Source organism: Paenibacillus sp. PastF-3, assembly GCF_029893135.1.
In the GTDB taxonomy this organism is placed as follows: Bacteria; Bacillota; Bacilli; order Paenibacillales; family Paenibacillaceae; genus Paenibacillus_AQ; species Paenibacillus_AQ nitricinens.
Genome location: NZ_JARXWM010000029.1, coordinates 1 through 16699, shown reverse-complemented (window position 1 = coordinate 16699; position 16699 = coordinate 1). Strand labels below are relative to the sequence as shown.

Sequence of the window (16699 nt, the reverse complement as noted above, 5' to 3'; positions counted from 1 at the left end):
TAGCTGCATAGCTTCACAAAATCTTTGGGAGGTGGTTCTCTAATGATAGCAGCTTCTAAAAAATTTATGGGTAAGTCAGCAGTGATGTATTTTTTAATTGTCATTTTATTTGTAGGTCAATTAGCGTTATATCCCTCGGTGAGTTTAGCGGCGGGGAATTTAGCCCAAGGGAAGACGATTACTTCAAGCTCATTTGGTGATGTATACGTAGCAGCTAATGCTAATGATGGAAACCAAGGAACGTATTGGGAAAGTGCAAGCAACGCATTCCCGCAATGGATTAAAGTGGACTTAGGTGACGTAAACAGCGTCAATCAGGTCGTTCTAAAACTACCGACGAACTGGGAAGCAAGAACCCAAACCTTGTCGGTGCAAGGGAGCTCAGATGACTCAACGTACACTACCTTAGCTACCTCAGCCAATTATACATTTAATCCTGCAAGCGGATCTAATACTGTAACCATTAACTTTACGGCTGCAAGCGCCAGATATGTTAAATTGGAGTTCACCGCAAATACAGGATGGTCAGCAGCCCAGTTATCGGAATTTGAGATTTATGGCAGCACTACAACACTTCCAACGACAGGATATGAAGCAGAAAATGCCTCTTTATCCGGGGGAGCAAAAGTTAATACAGACCATACTGGTTATACCGGAACCGGTTTTGTAGATGGTTATCTAGCGCAAGGAGCGACGACTGCATTTAGTGTCAATGTGGCCTCTGCTGGAAACTATGATGCTGCTTTGAAATATGCAAATGCTTCAGGCAGCACAAAAACAATTAGCATTTATGTAAATGGGACGAAAATAAAGCAAATTTCGCTTATTAATCTAGCCAACTGGAACACATGGTCCACAAAGATTGAAACGCTGGCCTTGAATGCTGGCGCTAACACAATTACTTATAAATATGATGCTGGTGATACTGGAAATGTGAATCTGGACAACCTGATCCTTACTCCATCTTCAGCACCGACAGCAGCCCCAACAACAGCACCAACACCAACACCAACCACAGCACCGACAGCAACACCAACACCGACACCGACACCGACAGCAACGCCAACGCCGACAGCAACACCGACGGCAACACCAACAGCAACCCCAACGCCTGGGACGGGTTCTAATCTGGCGTTGAACAAAGGAATAACAGCGTCCTCCTCGGTCTTTACCTTTGTGCAGACCAATGCGAATGACGGTGATGTAACCACTTATTGGGAGGGAGCAGGGGGAAGTTACCCGAATACGTTAACGGTTAATTTGGGCAGTAATGCTGATGTTACATCAGTTGTCCTTAAGCTAAATCCTTCATCGGCTTGGTCCACACGTACCCAGACTATTCAAGTACTTGGGCATAATCAGAATACAACGGATTTTACTAGCCTTGTACCTGCGACCGTGTATACCTTTAACCCAGCAACCGGCAATACAGTGACGATTCCGGTAACGGCTACGGCTAGTGAATTGCAGCTGAAGATCACCACTAACTCTGGTTCAAGTGCTGGACAAATTGCTGAATTTCAAGTGATGGGTACACCATCTGCAAATCCAGATTTAACGGTCACAGCTCTTACATGGACACCAGCAGCTCCAGTAGAGACGGATGCCATTATTCTAAACGCAACAGTTAAGAATATCGGCACCCTTGCTTCTACCGCAACTAATGTGAATTTTTACTTGGGCACAACACTTGTAGGCACTAGCCCCGTGGGGGCGTTAGCAGCTGGTGCATCAACGAATGTGTCTCTGAATATGGGCGCAAAAGACGCAGCTACCTACTCCTTAAGTGCAAAGGTCGATGAGAATAATACAGTGATTGAATCAAATGAGGGAAATAATAGCTTCACTAGCCCGACTTCCCTTATTATTGCACCTGTATCCAGTTCTGATCTGGTGGCTTCCTCCGTCAGCTGGACACCTGGAAATCCAGCAGCCGGCAACGTTGTAAGCTTCTCAGTTGCCATTAAGAATCAAGGTACAGCAGCTTCCGCGAGCGGGGCGCATAACATAACTCTGACGGTTTTAGATGCTACAACTAATGCGGTAGTTAAGACTCTTACAGGCACCTATAGCGGTGTGATCGCAAGTGGCGTAACCACAGCGCCTGTCGCTCTTGGCAATTGGACAGCAGGAAATGGAAAATATACTGTGAAGAGTGAAATTGCAGTAGATGCTAATGAGCTGCCTGTAAAACGGGCTAATAATATTCAGACGCAGTCTCTATTCATCGGTCGAGGTGCGAATATGCCTTACGACATGTATGAGGCTGAGGATGGTGTTATTGGTGGTGGGGCCGTGAAGCTTTCAGCTAATCGGACCATTGGTGATCTGGCAGGTGAGGCTTCAGGCAGAAGAGCAGTTACTCTGAACACCACAGGTAGCTATGTTGAATTCACGACAAAAGCCAGCACGAACACGCTGGTTACTCGTTTCTCGATTCCTGATTCAGCGAGTGGTGATGGCACAAATGCTACGCTTAACATCTATGTGAATGGTGTCTTTAACAAGGCAATTAACTTAACCTCTAAATATGCATGGTTGTACGGTTCTGAGACAAGTCCTGGTAATTCGCCAAGCGCAGGTTCACCGCGGCATATTTATGATGAAGCAAACATTATGTTTGATAGCACGATTCCGGCAGGAAGTACGATCCGGTTACAAAAAGATACAGCGAACACTTCTCAATACGCCATTGACTTCATCAGTCTAGAGCAGGTTTCACCGATTGCTAATCCAGATCCGGCTAAATATACTGTTCCTGCAGGTTTTACGCATCAGGATGTCCAAAATGCGCTAGATAAAGTACGCATGGATACCACAGGAAATCTCGTTGGGGTGTATTTGCCAGCCGGCAACTATCAGACCTCTAGCAAGTTTCAGGTCTACGGCAAGGCAGTGAAGGTAATCGGTGCTGGCCCTTGGTATACAAGATTTATAGCTCCAACCACCCAAGAGAATACTGATGTCGGATTCCGAGCCAGTGATACAGCAAATGGATCTACCTTTGCAAATTTCGCTTATTTCGGGAACTATACTTCACGTATCGACGGTCCTGGTAAAGTATTTGATTTCTCCAATGTGGCGAACATTACGATCGATAACATCTGGACTGAACATCAGGTATGTATGTACTGGGGTGCCAATACGGATAACATGGTGATTAAAAACTCGCGTATCCGTAACACCTTCGCGGACGGCATTAATATGACGAATGGAAGCACGAACAACCTTGTATCTAATATTGAAGCACGGGCAACAGGTGATGATAGCTTTGCGTTGTTCTCGGCAATTGATTCCGGCGGTGCAGATATGAAAGACAATATCTATGAGAACCTCACTTCCATTTTGACTTGGCGTGCTGCTGGTGTAGCTGTCTATGGTGGATACGCAAATACCTTCCGTAACATTTATATTGCAGATACACTTTGCTACTCTGGAATTACGATCAGCTCGTTAGACTTTGGATATCCGATGAATGGGTTCGGAGCTTCACCTACTACGAATTTTGAGAATATTTCTATTGTTCGTGCAGGTGGGCATTTCTGGGGCGCGCAGACTTTCCCGGCGATCTGGGTATTCTCGGCATCCAAGGTGTTCCAAGGTATCCGAGTCAATGATGTGGATATCATTGATCCAACCTATCATGGCATCATGTTCCAGACCAACTATGTAGGTTCCACTCCACAATTCCCAGTAACAGATACCATCTTTAATAATGTTACAATTACCGGTGCGCAGAAGAGCGGCGATGCTTTTGATAGTAAATCCGGGGTGGGTATCTGGGTGAATGAAGCAGCTGAGGCAGGTCAAGGTCCAGCCAGAGGCTCAGCAACCTTCAACAATCTGAAGATTACGAACACGGTAACGAATATTAAGAATAATACATCTACTTTTACGATTAACGTGAATCCTTAATAATCATTGATACCATGCCAATAATGAACAGCCGTCTCCGCTTATAATGCGGAGGCGGCTGTTTCAGGTTAGAGGAACGGGAGGTCTGAATCGACAGGAGGTGCCGCTCAAGTTACAATAATGGAAGGAAAAGAATTGAAGGAGGCTCTAGGAATGACATCCCTTGTTGTTAACAATATCACTGAGCTGATTGGGAATACACCGGTTGTGCGACTAAATCGGTTGACCACACCCCAAGATGCAGAACTATATGTAAAGCTGGAACGCTTCAATCCCAGTGGCAGTGTAAAGGACAGAGCCGCTTATAATCTGATTCTGCAAGCAGAACTAGCTGGGCTACTGAAACCCGGAGGGACTATTATAGAGCCGACAAGTGGAAATACAGGCATTGGATTGGCTATGAATGCCGCTGCAAAAGGTTATAAAGCGATTCTTGTCATGCCTGATAATATGACGAAGGAACGAATCAATATTCTAAAGGCTTATGGTGCTGAAGTGGTCCTGACACCTGCAGCGGAGCGGATGCCGGGGGCTATAGCGAAAGCAATCGAGCTGGGGAAAGAAGTGGCGAACAGCTTTATTCCACAGCAATTCGAGAATAAAGCGAACCCTGACATTCACCGGACAACGACAGCGCTTGAAATTATGGAGCAAATGGAAGGAAAGCTGGACGTGTTCGTTGCATCGTCAGGGACAGGAGGCACGATTACAGGAACTGGAGAAGTATTGCGTGAGCAGCTTCCTGATATTCGCATTCTTGTTGTTGAGCCGCAAGGCTCGCCAGTGTTATCCGGGGGAAAGCCCGGACCGCATAAACTGGTTGGAACCAGTCCGGGCTTTGTACCCGCCATTCTGAATACGAAGATCTACGATGAAATCGTTCAAGTTTCGGATGAAGATGCATTGCAAACGTTGAGAACGCTGGCTGCACTGGAAGGGATTCTGCTCGGTCCATCAGGTGGTGCCGCAGTATGGACTGCATTGCAGGAAGCACGGCGCCTCGGACCCGGCAAGCGAGTGCTATGTATTGCGCCTGATGCAGGGGAACGTTACCTGAGCATGGGAATATTCTAACTTCGTTTGGAGGAATAAGAATGAATAAGGTCATGATAAGTTTCTTAATTGTTCTTATGTTGGTGGGTTGTTCTGGAAACAGCTCGTTGACGAGTAATGAGGATCATTTAGACTCTACACCGGAACAAAGTGCGGAAACTGTATCGCCTTCTCCAGCGCTTCCTCCTAGCGAAGAGCCAACGCCAAGCATACAGCAGACAGAAGCTTATCTAGATACCAAGAAGCTGAGAGGGAATTTTGGCTTTGCGGATGCAGAGGGGCGGAATATGCTAGTCACCGGGCACGAAAAAGGGCTGGACCAGGAGATGACACAATTAAATGAGGCTATTGGTGATCAGGGGAATGTATTAAAGGTTAAATTTAATAAATGGCAGGATGGAACAGAGAACAGTAATGGCCGGGAGATGGCGCATAATTTTGAGAATCTGGCGGGTTATCTTTATACGGTGGAAGAGGAAAGTGCGACCCCGGATGAAACCTACTATTTGACGGATCAAATAGACTTTAAGGTTGATGCGCTTTTGCCGGTTGAAACTTTAGAGGGTCAAGAAGCTTTGTCTACTGTGGAAGTAAGTGTTCGAGAGCGTATTGTAGATACGAAAAAACGTGAAATTCAGAAAATATGGAAGCTGGCAGACCTATCTGCAAATCGGCAGCTGTATCTCGTTCAATTTGTAAGGTTGGATCAGGAGATGTTATTTAGTCTTGTCTGGAAAGAAAAAGATGAATTTACCTTCATGGACTATCCGGCAGTGATTCAAGGCGATGAATATTCAGTTTGGCGGGTGGATGATGGCGGAGAGGTCAGGCCTGAAATGTTCTCCATTCTTTTTGCTGCTGAAACCTCAGAGGGTCCGCTACTCGGTATAAACTGGTGGGGGGCAGAGGGAGTCAATACATTTTTCTTGCATAAAGAAGGAGATTCATTTAAGGAAATGGACATCCAATATGGACGGTATACTTCGCCGATATAGATAGGAATTCACTGTAAACGTAGAAATGGTTAGGTGCATCGTAAGATGTATCTTTTTTTTGCTACAATATAAGAAAGCTTGCTTATGATAGTATAAATGTCGGCATTCATCTTTTAAAATACTTAAATTTGTAACATTAATAGGTCAATATAGCCCGATCGAGTCATGTGGCTAAGATAAGACGGTGATAATGTTATTCATAAGATGTGCAGGAGGGGACGGCAACGTATACACGAATAAAGTACATGATCCTGTTACTGCCAACGCTAATGGTAGGGATCTGGGAAGTCGTACGCCATCAGTTTCTAATGCCTTATATTTCAATGGACTTGGGGAACTATTTGACGCCGGTTCTTGTGTTTTTGGTCAGTCTTGTATTGCTACTTCCTTTGTTTTCTCTTATGGAGCGAAATCAGCGGGAGCTGGAGCAGGAACGTGCGCTAAAAGACGCAATGAAGGCTCGGGAAGGACTAGCCAAGGAACTGCATGATGGGATGGCGCAATCTTTATTCCTCTTATCTGTCAAAATCGACCGGCTAGAAGCAAGCCGCAAGAATGGTGGAGTCAGTGAGGAAAGTGTGGATCAGATCAAAAAAACCGTCCATGAGGTGAATCGTTATGTGCGGCAGGCCATCGCTAATCTGAAGATACCGGTCTCTGAACAGAGTTCTTTTTCATTGGAACAGTCGGTAAAAGATCAGTTAGCCCAGATGGCAAATGAGATTATGATCGAAGCCTCTCTCGATTGGAGCCTGCAAGATGATGCGCTCTTCCCTTCAGAAAAATCAGAATTGTTATCCTGTATCCGCGAAGCGATCATTAATGTTCGCAAGCATACACGAGCGGGGCTGGTTTCAATTACTGGAGCTGGCGATGAGAAGCGCTGGAGAGTAGTTGTTGCAGACAATGGAGAGGGATTTGAGCATGATCCATTTGAAGTGAGTGGCAGCTATGGACTTCAGATCATGAAGGAACGTGTTGAGGGGATGGGCTGGAAGCTTAGGCTGACTTCTGGTGACACAGGCACCCAGGTTGAAATTATGAAAGGGGAAGTCAGTCTATGAGCCGATACCGGGTTTTAGTTGTGGATGATCATGCGCATGCACGTGAGGCTATGTGTGAGATTTTGTCCATGGATGACAGTTTTGAGGTCATTGGTGTAGTGGAGAGTGGCGCTGAGGCAATCGCTTTTACAGCACAATGGATGCCTGATCTCATTCTAATCGACATTCAGATGCCTGTGATGGACGGTTTGGAGACTACTCGCCGGATCAAGCAGGAATATCCCTATGTCAAAATCGTTATCGTTACAGTATCGGACGAAATTTCCCATCTCCTCGAAGCGCTGAAGCAAGGTGCACAGGGGTATTTGCTAAAGAATCTGGCACCTTCCACCTGGATTCAATATTTGCAGGCCATTGTTAATGAAGAAGCGCCCCTAAGTCGGGAGCTGGCTTTTCAAATCTTGAAAGAGTTCACCGTACCTGCTGTAACGGATGAAGGGGAGTCATTGACGGCAAGGGAGAAAGAAATTTTGAGCTGTGTGTCTTCTGGATCGAAGAACAAGGAGATTGCCTTAAGCTTGGGGATTTCGGAGCATACCGTAAAAAATCATCTGAAGAACATTCTCCAAAAGCTTCAACTACAAAACCGTACACAGCTAACGCGCTATGCCTTGGAGCAAGGGCTTGCTTCACGTAAACGGGATTTTTCTAAAGATGTATAGCAAGAAGTTAAGGATGAAGTTATATAATTATGGATGAGAAGAGGCTAACCATGAACAGATTATCTCGTAAAATAATGACACTATTCGCACCATCGGCTGCAACGCTACTATTGTTTGCAGCTGTAGCTAGCGCACACGTAACCGTGGCCCCAGCACAATCCAGCACCGGAGCTTGGGAGACATACACACTTAAAGTCCCTTCAGAAAAAGAAGTGGCAACTGTACAAGTGGATCTACGAATTCCGGCAGGTGCCGAGTTTAAGCAATATGAAGCTACACCAGGCTGGGATGTTACTATTGACGGGAACAAAGTTAGCTGGATCGCTAACGGAGAAGGAATTAAAGCAGGACAATTCCAACGATTCTACTTCACGGCTAAGAACCCTGATGCCGCTGGTGATATCGCATGGAATGCTTATCAGCACTATGCCGATGGAAGCTTGGTGCAATGGTCCGGTGAGGCTGGAACAGAGAATCCGCATTCTATTACTACGATTGTACAAGCCTCCGATGGTAGTGAGCATTCTCATGGTTCCAGTGACAATGGTATGAGCATGGAAGAGCATAATGCCATCATGGAAAATGAGAACAACTCAACCAGTGTCAATCCAATGGTCTATATCGCAGTCGGGATATCTTTACTTGCCTTTTTGATAGCGGCTATAAGTATATTGCGTGGTCGGAAAGAGTAAGGTGGAATCGTTGTATTCCGTGATCAGAGTAGGATAAAAAAGAAGATTGAACTTATAACTGTGAACCGTTTCGTAGTGAAGTATGAAACGGTTCACGGTTTTTTTGTGTGGAGTTCACAAATGATATGGGATCATACAAGAAGCCTCCGCGATTAAACGACGGAGGCTTCTTGTATGAATGATTGGATAATAAGGATAACTTTACTGAACTACAGACGTTTCCGCTTATAAAAGGTTACAAAAACTGCGGTCAGCAGCAAGAGAAGGATTGCGACGCCAGTTGTGATGGCTTCACTCGTACTGCCTTTTTGCTGGACAGCACCACCGCCACCAAAGTCACCACCGCCCATACCTCCAGGTATGCCGCCACCAAAGCCGCCACCGCCCATGCCGCCTTCAGGGAATCCAGGTCCACCCATGGCACCGGGCTCACCGCCTGCACCTCCGTTAAATTCACCTTGGACAGCTTGCCCATTGGTGTTGTCTTGTCCACCTTGGGGAGCCTGCCCGTTAGTAGCGGTTTTGTCAGCTTGATTGGTCTGCCCACCACCCGCTGCTTGTGAATTACTGCCAGGACCATTGCCGCCTTCAGGGATAGCAGGCCCGCCCATGGCACCAGGTTCGCCACCTGTGCTACCTTGCGGAGCCTGCCCATCCGCAGGTGCTTGCCCACTTTCGGCACTCTGTGCAGTAGCGTCGATTCCAGCAGCAGCACTGTCGCCGTTAGTACCAGCGGCTCCCGGTGCTGCGCCATTCCTAGCACCGCCACCAAAGCCACCGCCGCCCATACCACCACCCATACCGCTTCCCGATCCGTCACCAGAGGAAGGGATGGTGCCGTCGAGCTGCTGTTGGATATTTTTTGCCATGTTCGACATGAAGGTCTTAACAGACTTAATCCCTTCTTCATATTGCTCATAGGTATAGAAAGCAGATGGATCCGCTTTGACATAGCTGGAAATCATCATGTCCAGCTGATCCATCCGAGTTTGGAAAGTGTCGCCTGCTAGATAGCCATTAATCATCTCGCTGACAATCTCGTGATATTTCGCTTTGTATTCGTCGTTAGCAAGCAGCTTCGCAATCAGCGGACGTTCTGCCAATGTGCCTTGAGTGGGCTCGTCAATCAGCACATCTGCACTACCCATACCCCCAAAGGCCATATTATAATCCCATGGCAGTATGGAGAAGACTCCATCATCTTCATACAGGTAATAATTTTGCTTATTACCACCTAAATAGCTGTCCATATTAGCCGTTACCGCATTTAGAGCGATATACTTCAAGGATTCCTCTACGTCGATGTATTTTTCATAATCATTGCCGTTATTAAGCTCATCCAGCATGTCGATGAGAATATCATCGTTGGATTTATCCGATTTCATTTCTAGTCCGGTATATAGCGATGGATCATCGCCAAGCCAAGTCAAATCACTGCCCTGGCCAGTCATAACGCCTTTATAAAGTGCTCCATAAGCGTTGCCAAAATTGCGTTCCAGATAAGCATCACCGATCTGTTCCACCGCGAGATAGAAGCCCTTTAGTTCATCGTTGACATATACATTGACGAAGGAATATTTCGGTGTTGGGAGTCCGACACTTTCAGCGAGCTCATAGGTTAGAAACTCACGCATATAAGAAGCATCGCTGTAATTATTATTCAGGTTGATCTTTGTAATGCCAAACAGATTCTGGTTCACATACTCATCAAAAGATATTTTGAAGCTGTAGCGATCAGAGTCTGTCATTTGCACTACACTTCTGAGACTAAGATTTCCTTTGGTCCGTACGGCCACGTTATCAAATTTAATGCCATTGTACTCCACGGATGCGGCTTTATATTCTTCCGCGCTGGCATTATCCAGCATATCCTGAAAATCATCCGGGTCCAGAGTGATTTTGACATCGGCGACCTTGTCTTTTGGAAAAATCTGATCGTCTAAACTTTTCTCATCGCTTGAAATCACCTTCTCCTGCGTATCTGACGCATTGTTATTTGTTGCAGATGGACTTGTGTTCTGGCAACCAACTACGGCGATGACCAGCAGCAGGCAGCAAAAACTCAGCAGGATTGATTTACCTCTGGCTTTCATCTGTGGCACCGTCCTTCATCTTGTTGTAATAATTAAGATACATAGTCGCCGCTATAGCTGATCAGGAGTGCATTTTTGACACCTTTAAGATCGGAGACAGTGTTGACAAAGCCGCCTACTTTATCATCCAAACGAAGCTCCAGTGTCAATTCAATATTGTTTGCGGATACGGTTTTTTGCTTCACGTTGTAGCGCTTCACAGATTTGGTGATATGGCTGTGAACTTCACGTTCACTTTCATCACTATCACAGTTAATGACCAGTAAGTAGGGTGTTTCGATAGCAGAATGTTTGATGAACAGAAATAGAATTAGACCGATGATGATCGAACCAACAATAGCTAAAGTGAAGAATCCTGCGCCAGTTACGATCCCTGCGACAGCGGCCCAGAATAAGAAGATCAGATCTGTCGGATCTTTGATCGGCGTTCTGAAACGAACGATGGACAAGGCACCGACCATACCGAGGGACAGCACAAGGTTAGAGTTGATGGCAATGATAACAGTGGCTGTAATCATGGTCATGCCCATTAGGGAGACATTGAAGCTTTTGGAGTACAATACTCCGCTAAATACACGTTTGTAGAGCAGATAGATGAAGTAGCCGATCAGAAAAGCTACACCCAGCGTGATGAGCATTTTCGAGATGCTAATATCGGATACAAAGTTGTCCATCACCGAATTTTTAATAATATCTGAAAAAGTATTTGTGGTTGTATCTGAGGTTGCAGTTGCTGCTAGCGATGCAAGTGATGCATTCATAATCAATAATCCTCCCAAGTGTTGGTTTTTAGAAATTTGCGGCAGATCACATATTTTGAAGCGGACTGTCTATTCAGCCCCTCTAACTGCAGCGCGATTTTAATGTATTCCGGAATGTACTCATCGAATTTCACTTCGAAAATAATGAAGTTCTCATCCATTGCCCGAATCGGATGCAGATCTTTATCAAAAATATCCGTCGAATGCAGACCGGTACGTAAATCCTTATCGAACGTAATCCGTACATTGCCGTTATGGCAAACATAGGGCTCGCGAACATAATCCACGATAACCTTCGGCCGAAGCAGGTTATGGCGCATTTGATTGTATAATTCCATGAACAGTGGACTGTCTGGGACATTTAGGACCTCATAGTTGCCTGCCATGATCTCGTCGTACATTTGACGGGTCAGCGGCTCTTTGATTTTGGCGATGTAATCGTCCATTTTTATTTTTTTCTCAAAGTGAATGATATGGTCCTGAATGTTGTAAATTCTAATCCGATATTTGGCGCGTTCTCTGAGACCACCAAGTTTGTCGGCAAGCGCTGTATTGTTGATGTCGTCAAAATACAAACTGCGAATATGATATTCGCCACTCTCATTGGCGTGTTGGTCTGTATCAATCAAGCTCTGTAATCGCTGGCGCAATATAAGGTATTGATGATAGTTAATAAAGAACTTTAGCTCATGCCGGAATTGCAGCTTGTTACTCATTTTCCCACCTCGTTTCTATCTCTATCTCTGTTGTTGGCTAACCTTCTTGCACAACTAATTCTAGGAGACAGACCTTATGTTTAACTTAAAATAGACTGAATGTTAGCTGAATGTTTTACACTGCGTTAACAAAAGTATGGATCTATGAATTTGACTTCTGACTTTCTGGAAGGCTATCTTAGTTAGAAGACTAGAGAGTGGACTTAAGGAGGAACCGTGATGAAAGACTATAAATTCGCCATCATCCTAGGGATCTTAGTGATTGTATTAATCTTGGTGGCTGTTGGGATGGAGTGGTCCAAATCCGGGAGTTCCGCGAAATCATCAACCCCGTTTGATCTGATCACCACCTTTAAGGGAGATGCGGGCACGAGCCGTGCGTTTACTTGGTATACTAATGATTCCAATGCCGCAGGAATTTTGGAGTTCGTAAAGGGACAGGTCGCCTCTTTTGCAAATTCGGATGTATTAAGGGTAGAAGCAGATAGCAGTTCTATAAAAACAGATAAGGGTACCAGAGGTGTTCATAAAGCTGAGGTAACCGGACTTGAGCCTGGGACGTTATATTCTTACAGGGTGGGCAGTGGTGTTGAGGGGGAATGGAGTACAGTTGCAGAATTCACCACAGAAGAGACAGGACTCGATAGTGTTACGTTTATCAACGTTACAGATTCCCAAGGAGAGTCTGCGGAGGATTTTAAACTGTGGGGGAAGACAATGAATAAGGCTTTTCAGACCTTTCCGGAAGCCAAGTTTATTGTACATAACGGGGATCTGACGGAGAACCCGGAGGATTCGGCGGGCTGGGATGAGTTTTTTAGCAATATTCAGGGCTGGATTTCAGGGATCCCGTTAATGCCAGTCACAGGCAATCATGATGAGGTGGATGATGACGCGAAGTATTATATTTCACATTTCAACCTGCCAGATAACGGGGCAAAAGGCTCCATTGCAGGCACCTCGTATTCGTTCGATTACGGACCTGTGCATATCACAGTATTGAATACAGAGAGTAATATTAAAAAACAAACAGAGTGGCTCAAAGAAGATTTAAAGAAAACAGATAAGAAGTGGAAGATAGTCGCTATGCACCGCCCGGCTTACGGGGGGAATTCGTATAAGAAAGTAGAAGATTGGACAGGTGTTTTTGATAAATATGAGGTTGATTTGGTACTGCAGGGTCATAATCATGAGTACTCCAGATCCTACCCGTTGCGAGGCGGAACAATCGTTCCAGAAGGCGAGATTCCTAAAGGGGCTTACCGGGGGACTGTATATGTGGTGACCAATGCCTCCGGAAGGAAATTTAACGAGAAAAAAGAGGATCAGTTCTATCATGCGGTACATTTTCAAAACTACAAGCAAATGTTCGCAGGGATTAGTGTTACCAAGGATAGTTTAACTTATCAAGCTTATGATGTGGATGGAAAAATGCTGGATGAATTTGTGCTTACGCATTAAGTAGTAATAGCTTTTGCGCAACAAATCAATAAAGTAAACCATCGAGAAACAGATGTCATCTTATAAGGTGGCGCCTGTTTTTTTGTGAAATGTAAGCTATGGTGTGAAAATGGTACGATTTTTAGTGACAAACTTCATAAAGAGATAACCATTTTCTCTCGATAATGAAAAAGATTGACATTATAATGAAAGCGTTATCAGTATTTTTAGAAATTCATGTTTAGGGGGAGGGGTGAAGCGGGGGATTAAGAGTAGGAGAAAAGAAAAAGCAAACCAATAAAATTGTAGGAGGCGTAAAACGTGATTCGTAACCGTATCCGAAAAACAGGACTATTAGTCCTGCTTGGCGCGATGGTAGGCTCTTTATTCTCTGCATTCCCAGCTACTACCCATGCAGCTTCAAGTGAACCGTATACCTGGAAAAGTGTTGTAACGGGAGCAGGCGGGGGCTTTGTGCCCGGTATTATTTTTAATCAGTCTGAACCCAATTTAATTTATGCCAGAACAGATATCGGGGGTGCCTATCGCTGGAATCAGGCTACCTCTAGTTGGACTTCAATTAGTGACTCCGTAGGCTGGGTGGATTGGAATAAGAATGGCGTGGATGCCCTTGCTACAGATCCTATTGATCCAAACAAAGTCTATATGGCAACAGGCACTTATACTAACTCCTGGGATAATAACGGTCAGATCATGCGCTCTAATGACCGGGGAAACACTTGGCAAACCACTCCACTGCCTTTTAAGGTAGGTGGCAATATGCCGGGCCGCTCTGCGGGTGAACGCCTCGTCATCGACCCGAATAAGAATAATATTTTATTCTTCGGAGCCAGAAGTGGTAATGGACTATGGAAAAGTACGGACTCCGGTGTGACTTGGGCGAAGGTAACCTCTTTTACGAATGTAGGAACATATATTCAGAATCCGACACTGGATTATGGAAATGATCTCGTTGGCTTATCCTGGATCACGTTTGATAAAAGCACAGGAACACTTGGCAATGCGACTCAAACGATATATGTAGGGGTTGCCGACACAGCAAGCAGCGTTTATCGCAGTACAGATGGAGGCGTGACTTGGACAGCTCTGGCAGGACAACCTACGGGCTACTTGCCACATCATGGCGTGCTTTCATCTACAGGCGATCTATATATTACTTATAGCAATGGTGTAGGTCCTTATGACGGAAGTAAAGGTGAGGTTTGGAAATACAATAAAACAAGCGGTGCTTGGACGAATATCAGTCCTTCAACCGGAACGGATAATTGGTATGGCTTCGGTGGTTTAGCTTTGGATGCTCAAAATCCTAACACAGTTATGGTATCCAGTTTAAACGCTTGGTGGCCTGATGAAGTGATTTTCCGCAGTACGAACGGTGGTGCAACATGGAGCCGGATTTGGGACTGGGGCAATTATCCAGAACGAACTTATAAGTTCAGTATGGATATCACAGCAGCACCTTGGCTCGATCATGGAACGACTTCGACCTCGCTTGATCCTTCACCGAAGCTCGGCTGGATGATGGGCGATCTGGAGATTGACCCATTCAACTCTAACCGGATGATGTATGGTACGGGGGCTACCATTTATGGCTCGAACAATTTGACCTCATGGGATACCGGAGGCAAGGTGAATATCTCTGTTATGGCAAAGGGTGTGGAGGAAACGGCTGTGCTCGGACTGATAAGCCCGCCAACGGGAACCTCCCATTTAATCACTGCACTTGGTGACGTTTCTGGTTTCCGTCATGAGGATTTGTCGGTAGCTCCAACTAAATTCCAGACCAGTCCTTCATGGGCAACAACAATGAGCATTGATTATGCTGAGTTGAGTCCGTCTTTTATGGTACGGGTAGGCAGCGCAGATAAAGAGAAGACACTAAGTATGAAATCCATTGGTATCTCTAACGATGGTGGAGTGAACTGGTATATGCCAAATTCCGAACCTTCAAATGGGACCAAAACAACAGTAGGGCATGGACAAGTTGCAGTGTCTGCAAGTGGGAACTCCATACTGTGGAGCACCTCGGATATTGGTGTGTACTACTCCAAAACTTCAGGGAATTCTTGGACAGCTAGCACAGGATTACCTGCAGGAGCAAAAGTAGCATCTGACCGAGTGAATGCTAGCAAATTTTATGGATTTTTTGCTGGGGTCTTCTATGTTAGTGTGGATGGCGGAGTTACATTTACTGCCACTTCAGCTTCAGGATTCCCAACGAATAATGTAGCTGGATTACAGCCGAATGAAGCTCAGATCAGTATGAAGGCCGTTCCCGGTATTGAAGGTGACCTCTGGTTTGCTGGAGGAAATACGACTGAGAATAAGTATGGTTTGTGGCACTCCACGAACTCTGGTGCGAGCTTCACAAAGTTAAGCAACGTACAAGAAGCTGATCTCATTGGTTATGGAATGGCTGCTCCGGGTCAAACTTACATGGCACTGTACACGGTAGCGAAGATTGATGGCGTGCGGGGTGTCTTCCGTTCTGATGATGTTGGCGCAACTTGGGTTCGTATTAATGACGGTGCCCACCAATACGCCAAGATTAATATGGCGATTACTGGTGACCCAAGAATTTACGGACGTGTATATCTTGGAACGAATGGCCGAGGCACTTTGTATGCTGACCCTGTCAATCCACCAGCTACAGGCTCAACCATTACTCCAACAACCGCAAGCTTTGATAAGAAAACAGTGAATCAAGCAGATGTAGCACTAACCATGACGCTGAACGGAAACACACTCAGCACGATCAAGAACGGAACAGCCACCCTCGTAGCTGGAACGGATTACACAGTCAGCGGATCGACGGTGACGATTAAGAAATCATATTTGGCGACACAAGCGGTAGGAACAACCACGTTGACGTTTAGCTTTAGCGCGGGAGCTGCGCAATCCCTGGCAGTTACGGTGACGGATACGACAACACCAGTATCCAATTCCACGATAACGCCAACAACAGCAAGCTTCGATAAGAAAATAGCGAATCAAGCTGATATAGCAGTAACTATGACGCTGAACGGAAACACACTCAGCACGATCAAGAACGGAACAGCCACCCTCGTAGCTGGAACGGATTACACAGTCAGCGGATCGACGGTGACGATTAAGAAATCATATCTGGCGATACAAGCGGTAGGAACAACCACGTTGACGTTCAGCTTTAGCGCGGGAGCTACGCAATCCTTGGCGGTTGCGGTGACAGATACGACAACACCAGTATCCAACTCCACGATAACGCCAACAACCGCAAGCTTTGATAAGAAAACTGCGAATCAAGCAGA

Annotated in this window: 11 protein-coding genes; 8 read left to right on the top strand and 3 right to left on the bottom strand. The window is 45.6% G+C overall.

The features are described 5' to 3' along the window. Positions 1–42 precede the first annotated feature (42 nt). From M2444_RS31770 to M2444_RS31745, 6 genes are all read left to right on the top strand, one after another. The gene (locus M2444_RS31770; RefSeq protein WP_280788982.1) at positions 43–3915 is read left to right on the top strand and encodes a discoidin domain-containing protein; all 3873 of its coding nucleotides are present in this window, start codon (positions 43–45) and stop codon (positions 3913–3915) included. Between the two features lie 153 nt (positions 3916–4068). Further along, positions 4069–4989, top strand: coding sequence for a cysteine synthase A (gene cysK / locus M2444_RS31765; RefSeq protein ID WP_094874556.1), 921 nt, complete (start codon positions 4069–4071; stop codon positions 4987–4989). A 20-nt stretch (positions 4990–5009) separates the two neighbouring features. After that, on the top strand, positions 5010–5963 hold the full coding sequence (locus tag M2444_RS31760; RefSeq protein WP_280788981.1) for a hypothetical protein: 954 nt from the start codon (positions 5010–5012) through the stop codon (positions 5961–5963). A 245-nt stretch (positions 5964–6208) separates the two neighbouring features. Further along, entirely contained in the window at positions 6209–7027 is an 819-nt protein-coding gene (locus M2444_RS31755) for a sensor histidine kinase (protein ID WP_094874554.1), read from the top strand. Continuing rightward, complete coding sequence (locus tag M2444_RS31750; RefSeq protein ID WP_094874553.1) at positions 7024–7689, top strand: response regulator; 666 nt, start codon at positions 7024–7026, stop codon at positions 7687–7689. Before M2444_RS31755 ends, M2444_RS31750 begins: the two co-directional genes overlap by 4 nt. A gap of 50 nt (positions 7690–7739) precedes the next feature. Next, complete coding sequence (locus tag M2444_RS31745; RefSeq protein WP_280788980.1) at positions 7740–8381, top strand: YcnI family copper-binding membrane protein; 642 nt, start codon at positions 7740–7742, stop codon at positions 8379–8381. A 209-nt stretch (positions 8382–8590) separates the two neighbouring features. On the opposite strand, the gene M2444_RS31740 is transcribed toward M2444_RS31745, so the two are convergent. The 3 genes from M2444_RS31740 to M2444_RS31730 are packed head-to-tail and all read right to left on the bottom strand — an operon-like array spanning position 8591 to position 11951. Continuing rightward, positions 8591–10474, bottom strand: a complete 1884-nt coding sequence (locus M2444_RS31740) for a CotH kinase family protein (protein ID WP_280788979.1) — start codon at positions 10472–10474, stop codon at positions 8591–8593. A gap of 32 nt (positions 10475–10506) precedes the next feature. Then, positions 10507–11235 carry a DUF4956 domain-containing protein gene (locus M2444_RS31735; RefSeq protein ID WP_094874550.1) on the bottom strand — a complete coding sequence of 243 codons (729 nt, stop codon included), beginning with the start codon at positions 11233–11235 and terminating at the stop codon, positions 10507–10509. Positions 11236–11237: 2 nt separating this feature from the next. Beyond that, positions 11238–11951, bottom strand: a complete 714-nt coding sequence (locus M2444_RS31730) for a polyphosphate polymerase domain-containing protein (RefSeq protein ID WP_094874549.1) — start codon at positions 11949–11951, stop codon at positions 11238–11240. A gap of 219 nt (positions 11952–12170) precedes the next feature. On the opposite strand from M2444_RS31730, the gene M2444_RS31725 reads away from it, so the two are divergent. After that, entirely contained in the window at positions 12171–13412 is a 1242-nt protein-coding gene (locus tag M2444_RS31725; RefSeq protein ID WP_280788978.1) for a purple acid phosphatase family protein, read from the top strand. 351 nt (positions 13413–13763) lie between these two features. Next, the coding region (locus M2444_RS31720) for a X2-like carbohydrate binding domain-containing protein (RefSeq protein ID WP_280789007.1) at positions 13764–16699 on the top strand (2936 nt) is incomplete at its 3' end.

Bases quoted from the DNA above. Each gene is read 5' to 3' on its own strand.
- M2444_RS31770 (WP_280788982.1), top strand. From the start codon at position 43: ATGATAGCAGCTTCTAAAAAATTTATGGGTAAGTCAGCAGTGATGTAT.
- cysK (WP_094874556.1), top strand. From the start codon at position 4,069: ATGACATCCCTTGTTGTTAACAATATCACTGAGCTGATTGGGAATACA.
- M2444_RS31760 (WP_280788981.1), top strand. From the start codon at position 5,010: ATGAATAAGGTCATGATAAGTTTCTTAATTGTTCTTATGTTGGTGGGT.
- M2444_RS31755 (WP_094874554.1), top strand. From the start codon at position 6,209: ATGATCCTGTTACTGCCAACGCTAATGGTAGGGATCTGGGAAGTCGTA.
- M2444_RS31750 (WP_094874553.1), top strand. From the start codon at position 7,024: ATGAGCCGATACCGGGTTTTAGTTGTGGATGATCATGCGCATGCACGT.
- M2444_RS31745 (WP_280788980.1), top strand. From the start codon at position 7,740: ATGAACAGATTATCTCGTAAAATAATGACACTATTCGCACCATCGGCT.
- M2444_RS31740 (WP_280788979.1), bottom strand. From the start codon at position 10,474: ATGAAAGCCAGAGGTAAATCAATCCTGCTGAGTTTTTGCTGCCTGCTG.
- M2444_RS31735 (WP_094874550.1), bottom strand. From the start codon at position 11,235: ATGAATGCATCACTTGCATCGCTAGCAGCAACTGCAACCTCAGATACA.
- M2444_RS31730 (WP_094874549.1), bottom strand. From the start codon at position 11,951: ATGAGTAACAAGCTGCAATTCCGGCATGAGCTAAAGTTCTTTATTAAC.
- M2444_RS31725 (WP_280788978.1), top strand. From the start codon at position 12,171: ATGAAAGACTATAAATTCGCCATCATCCTAGGGATCTTAGTGATTGTA.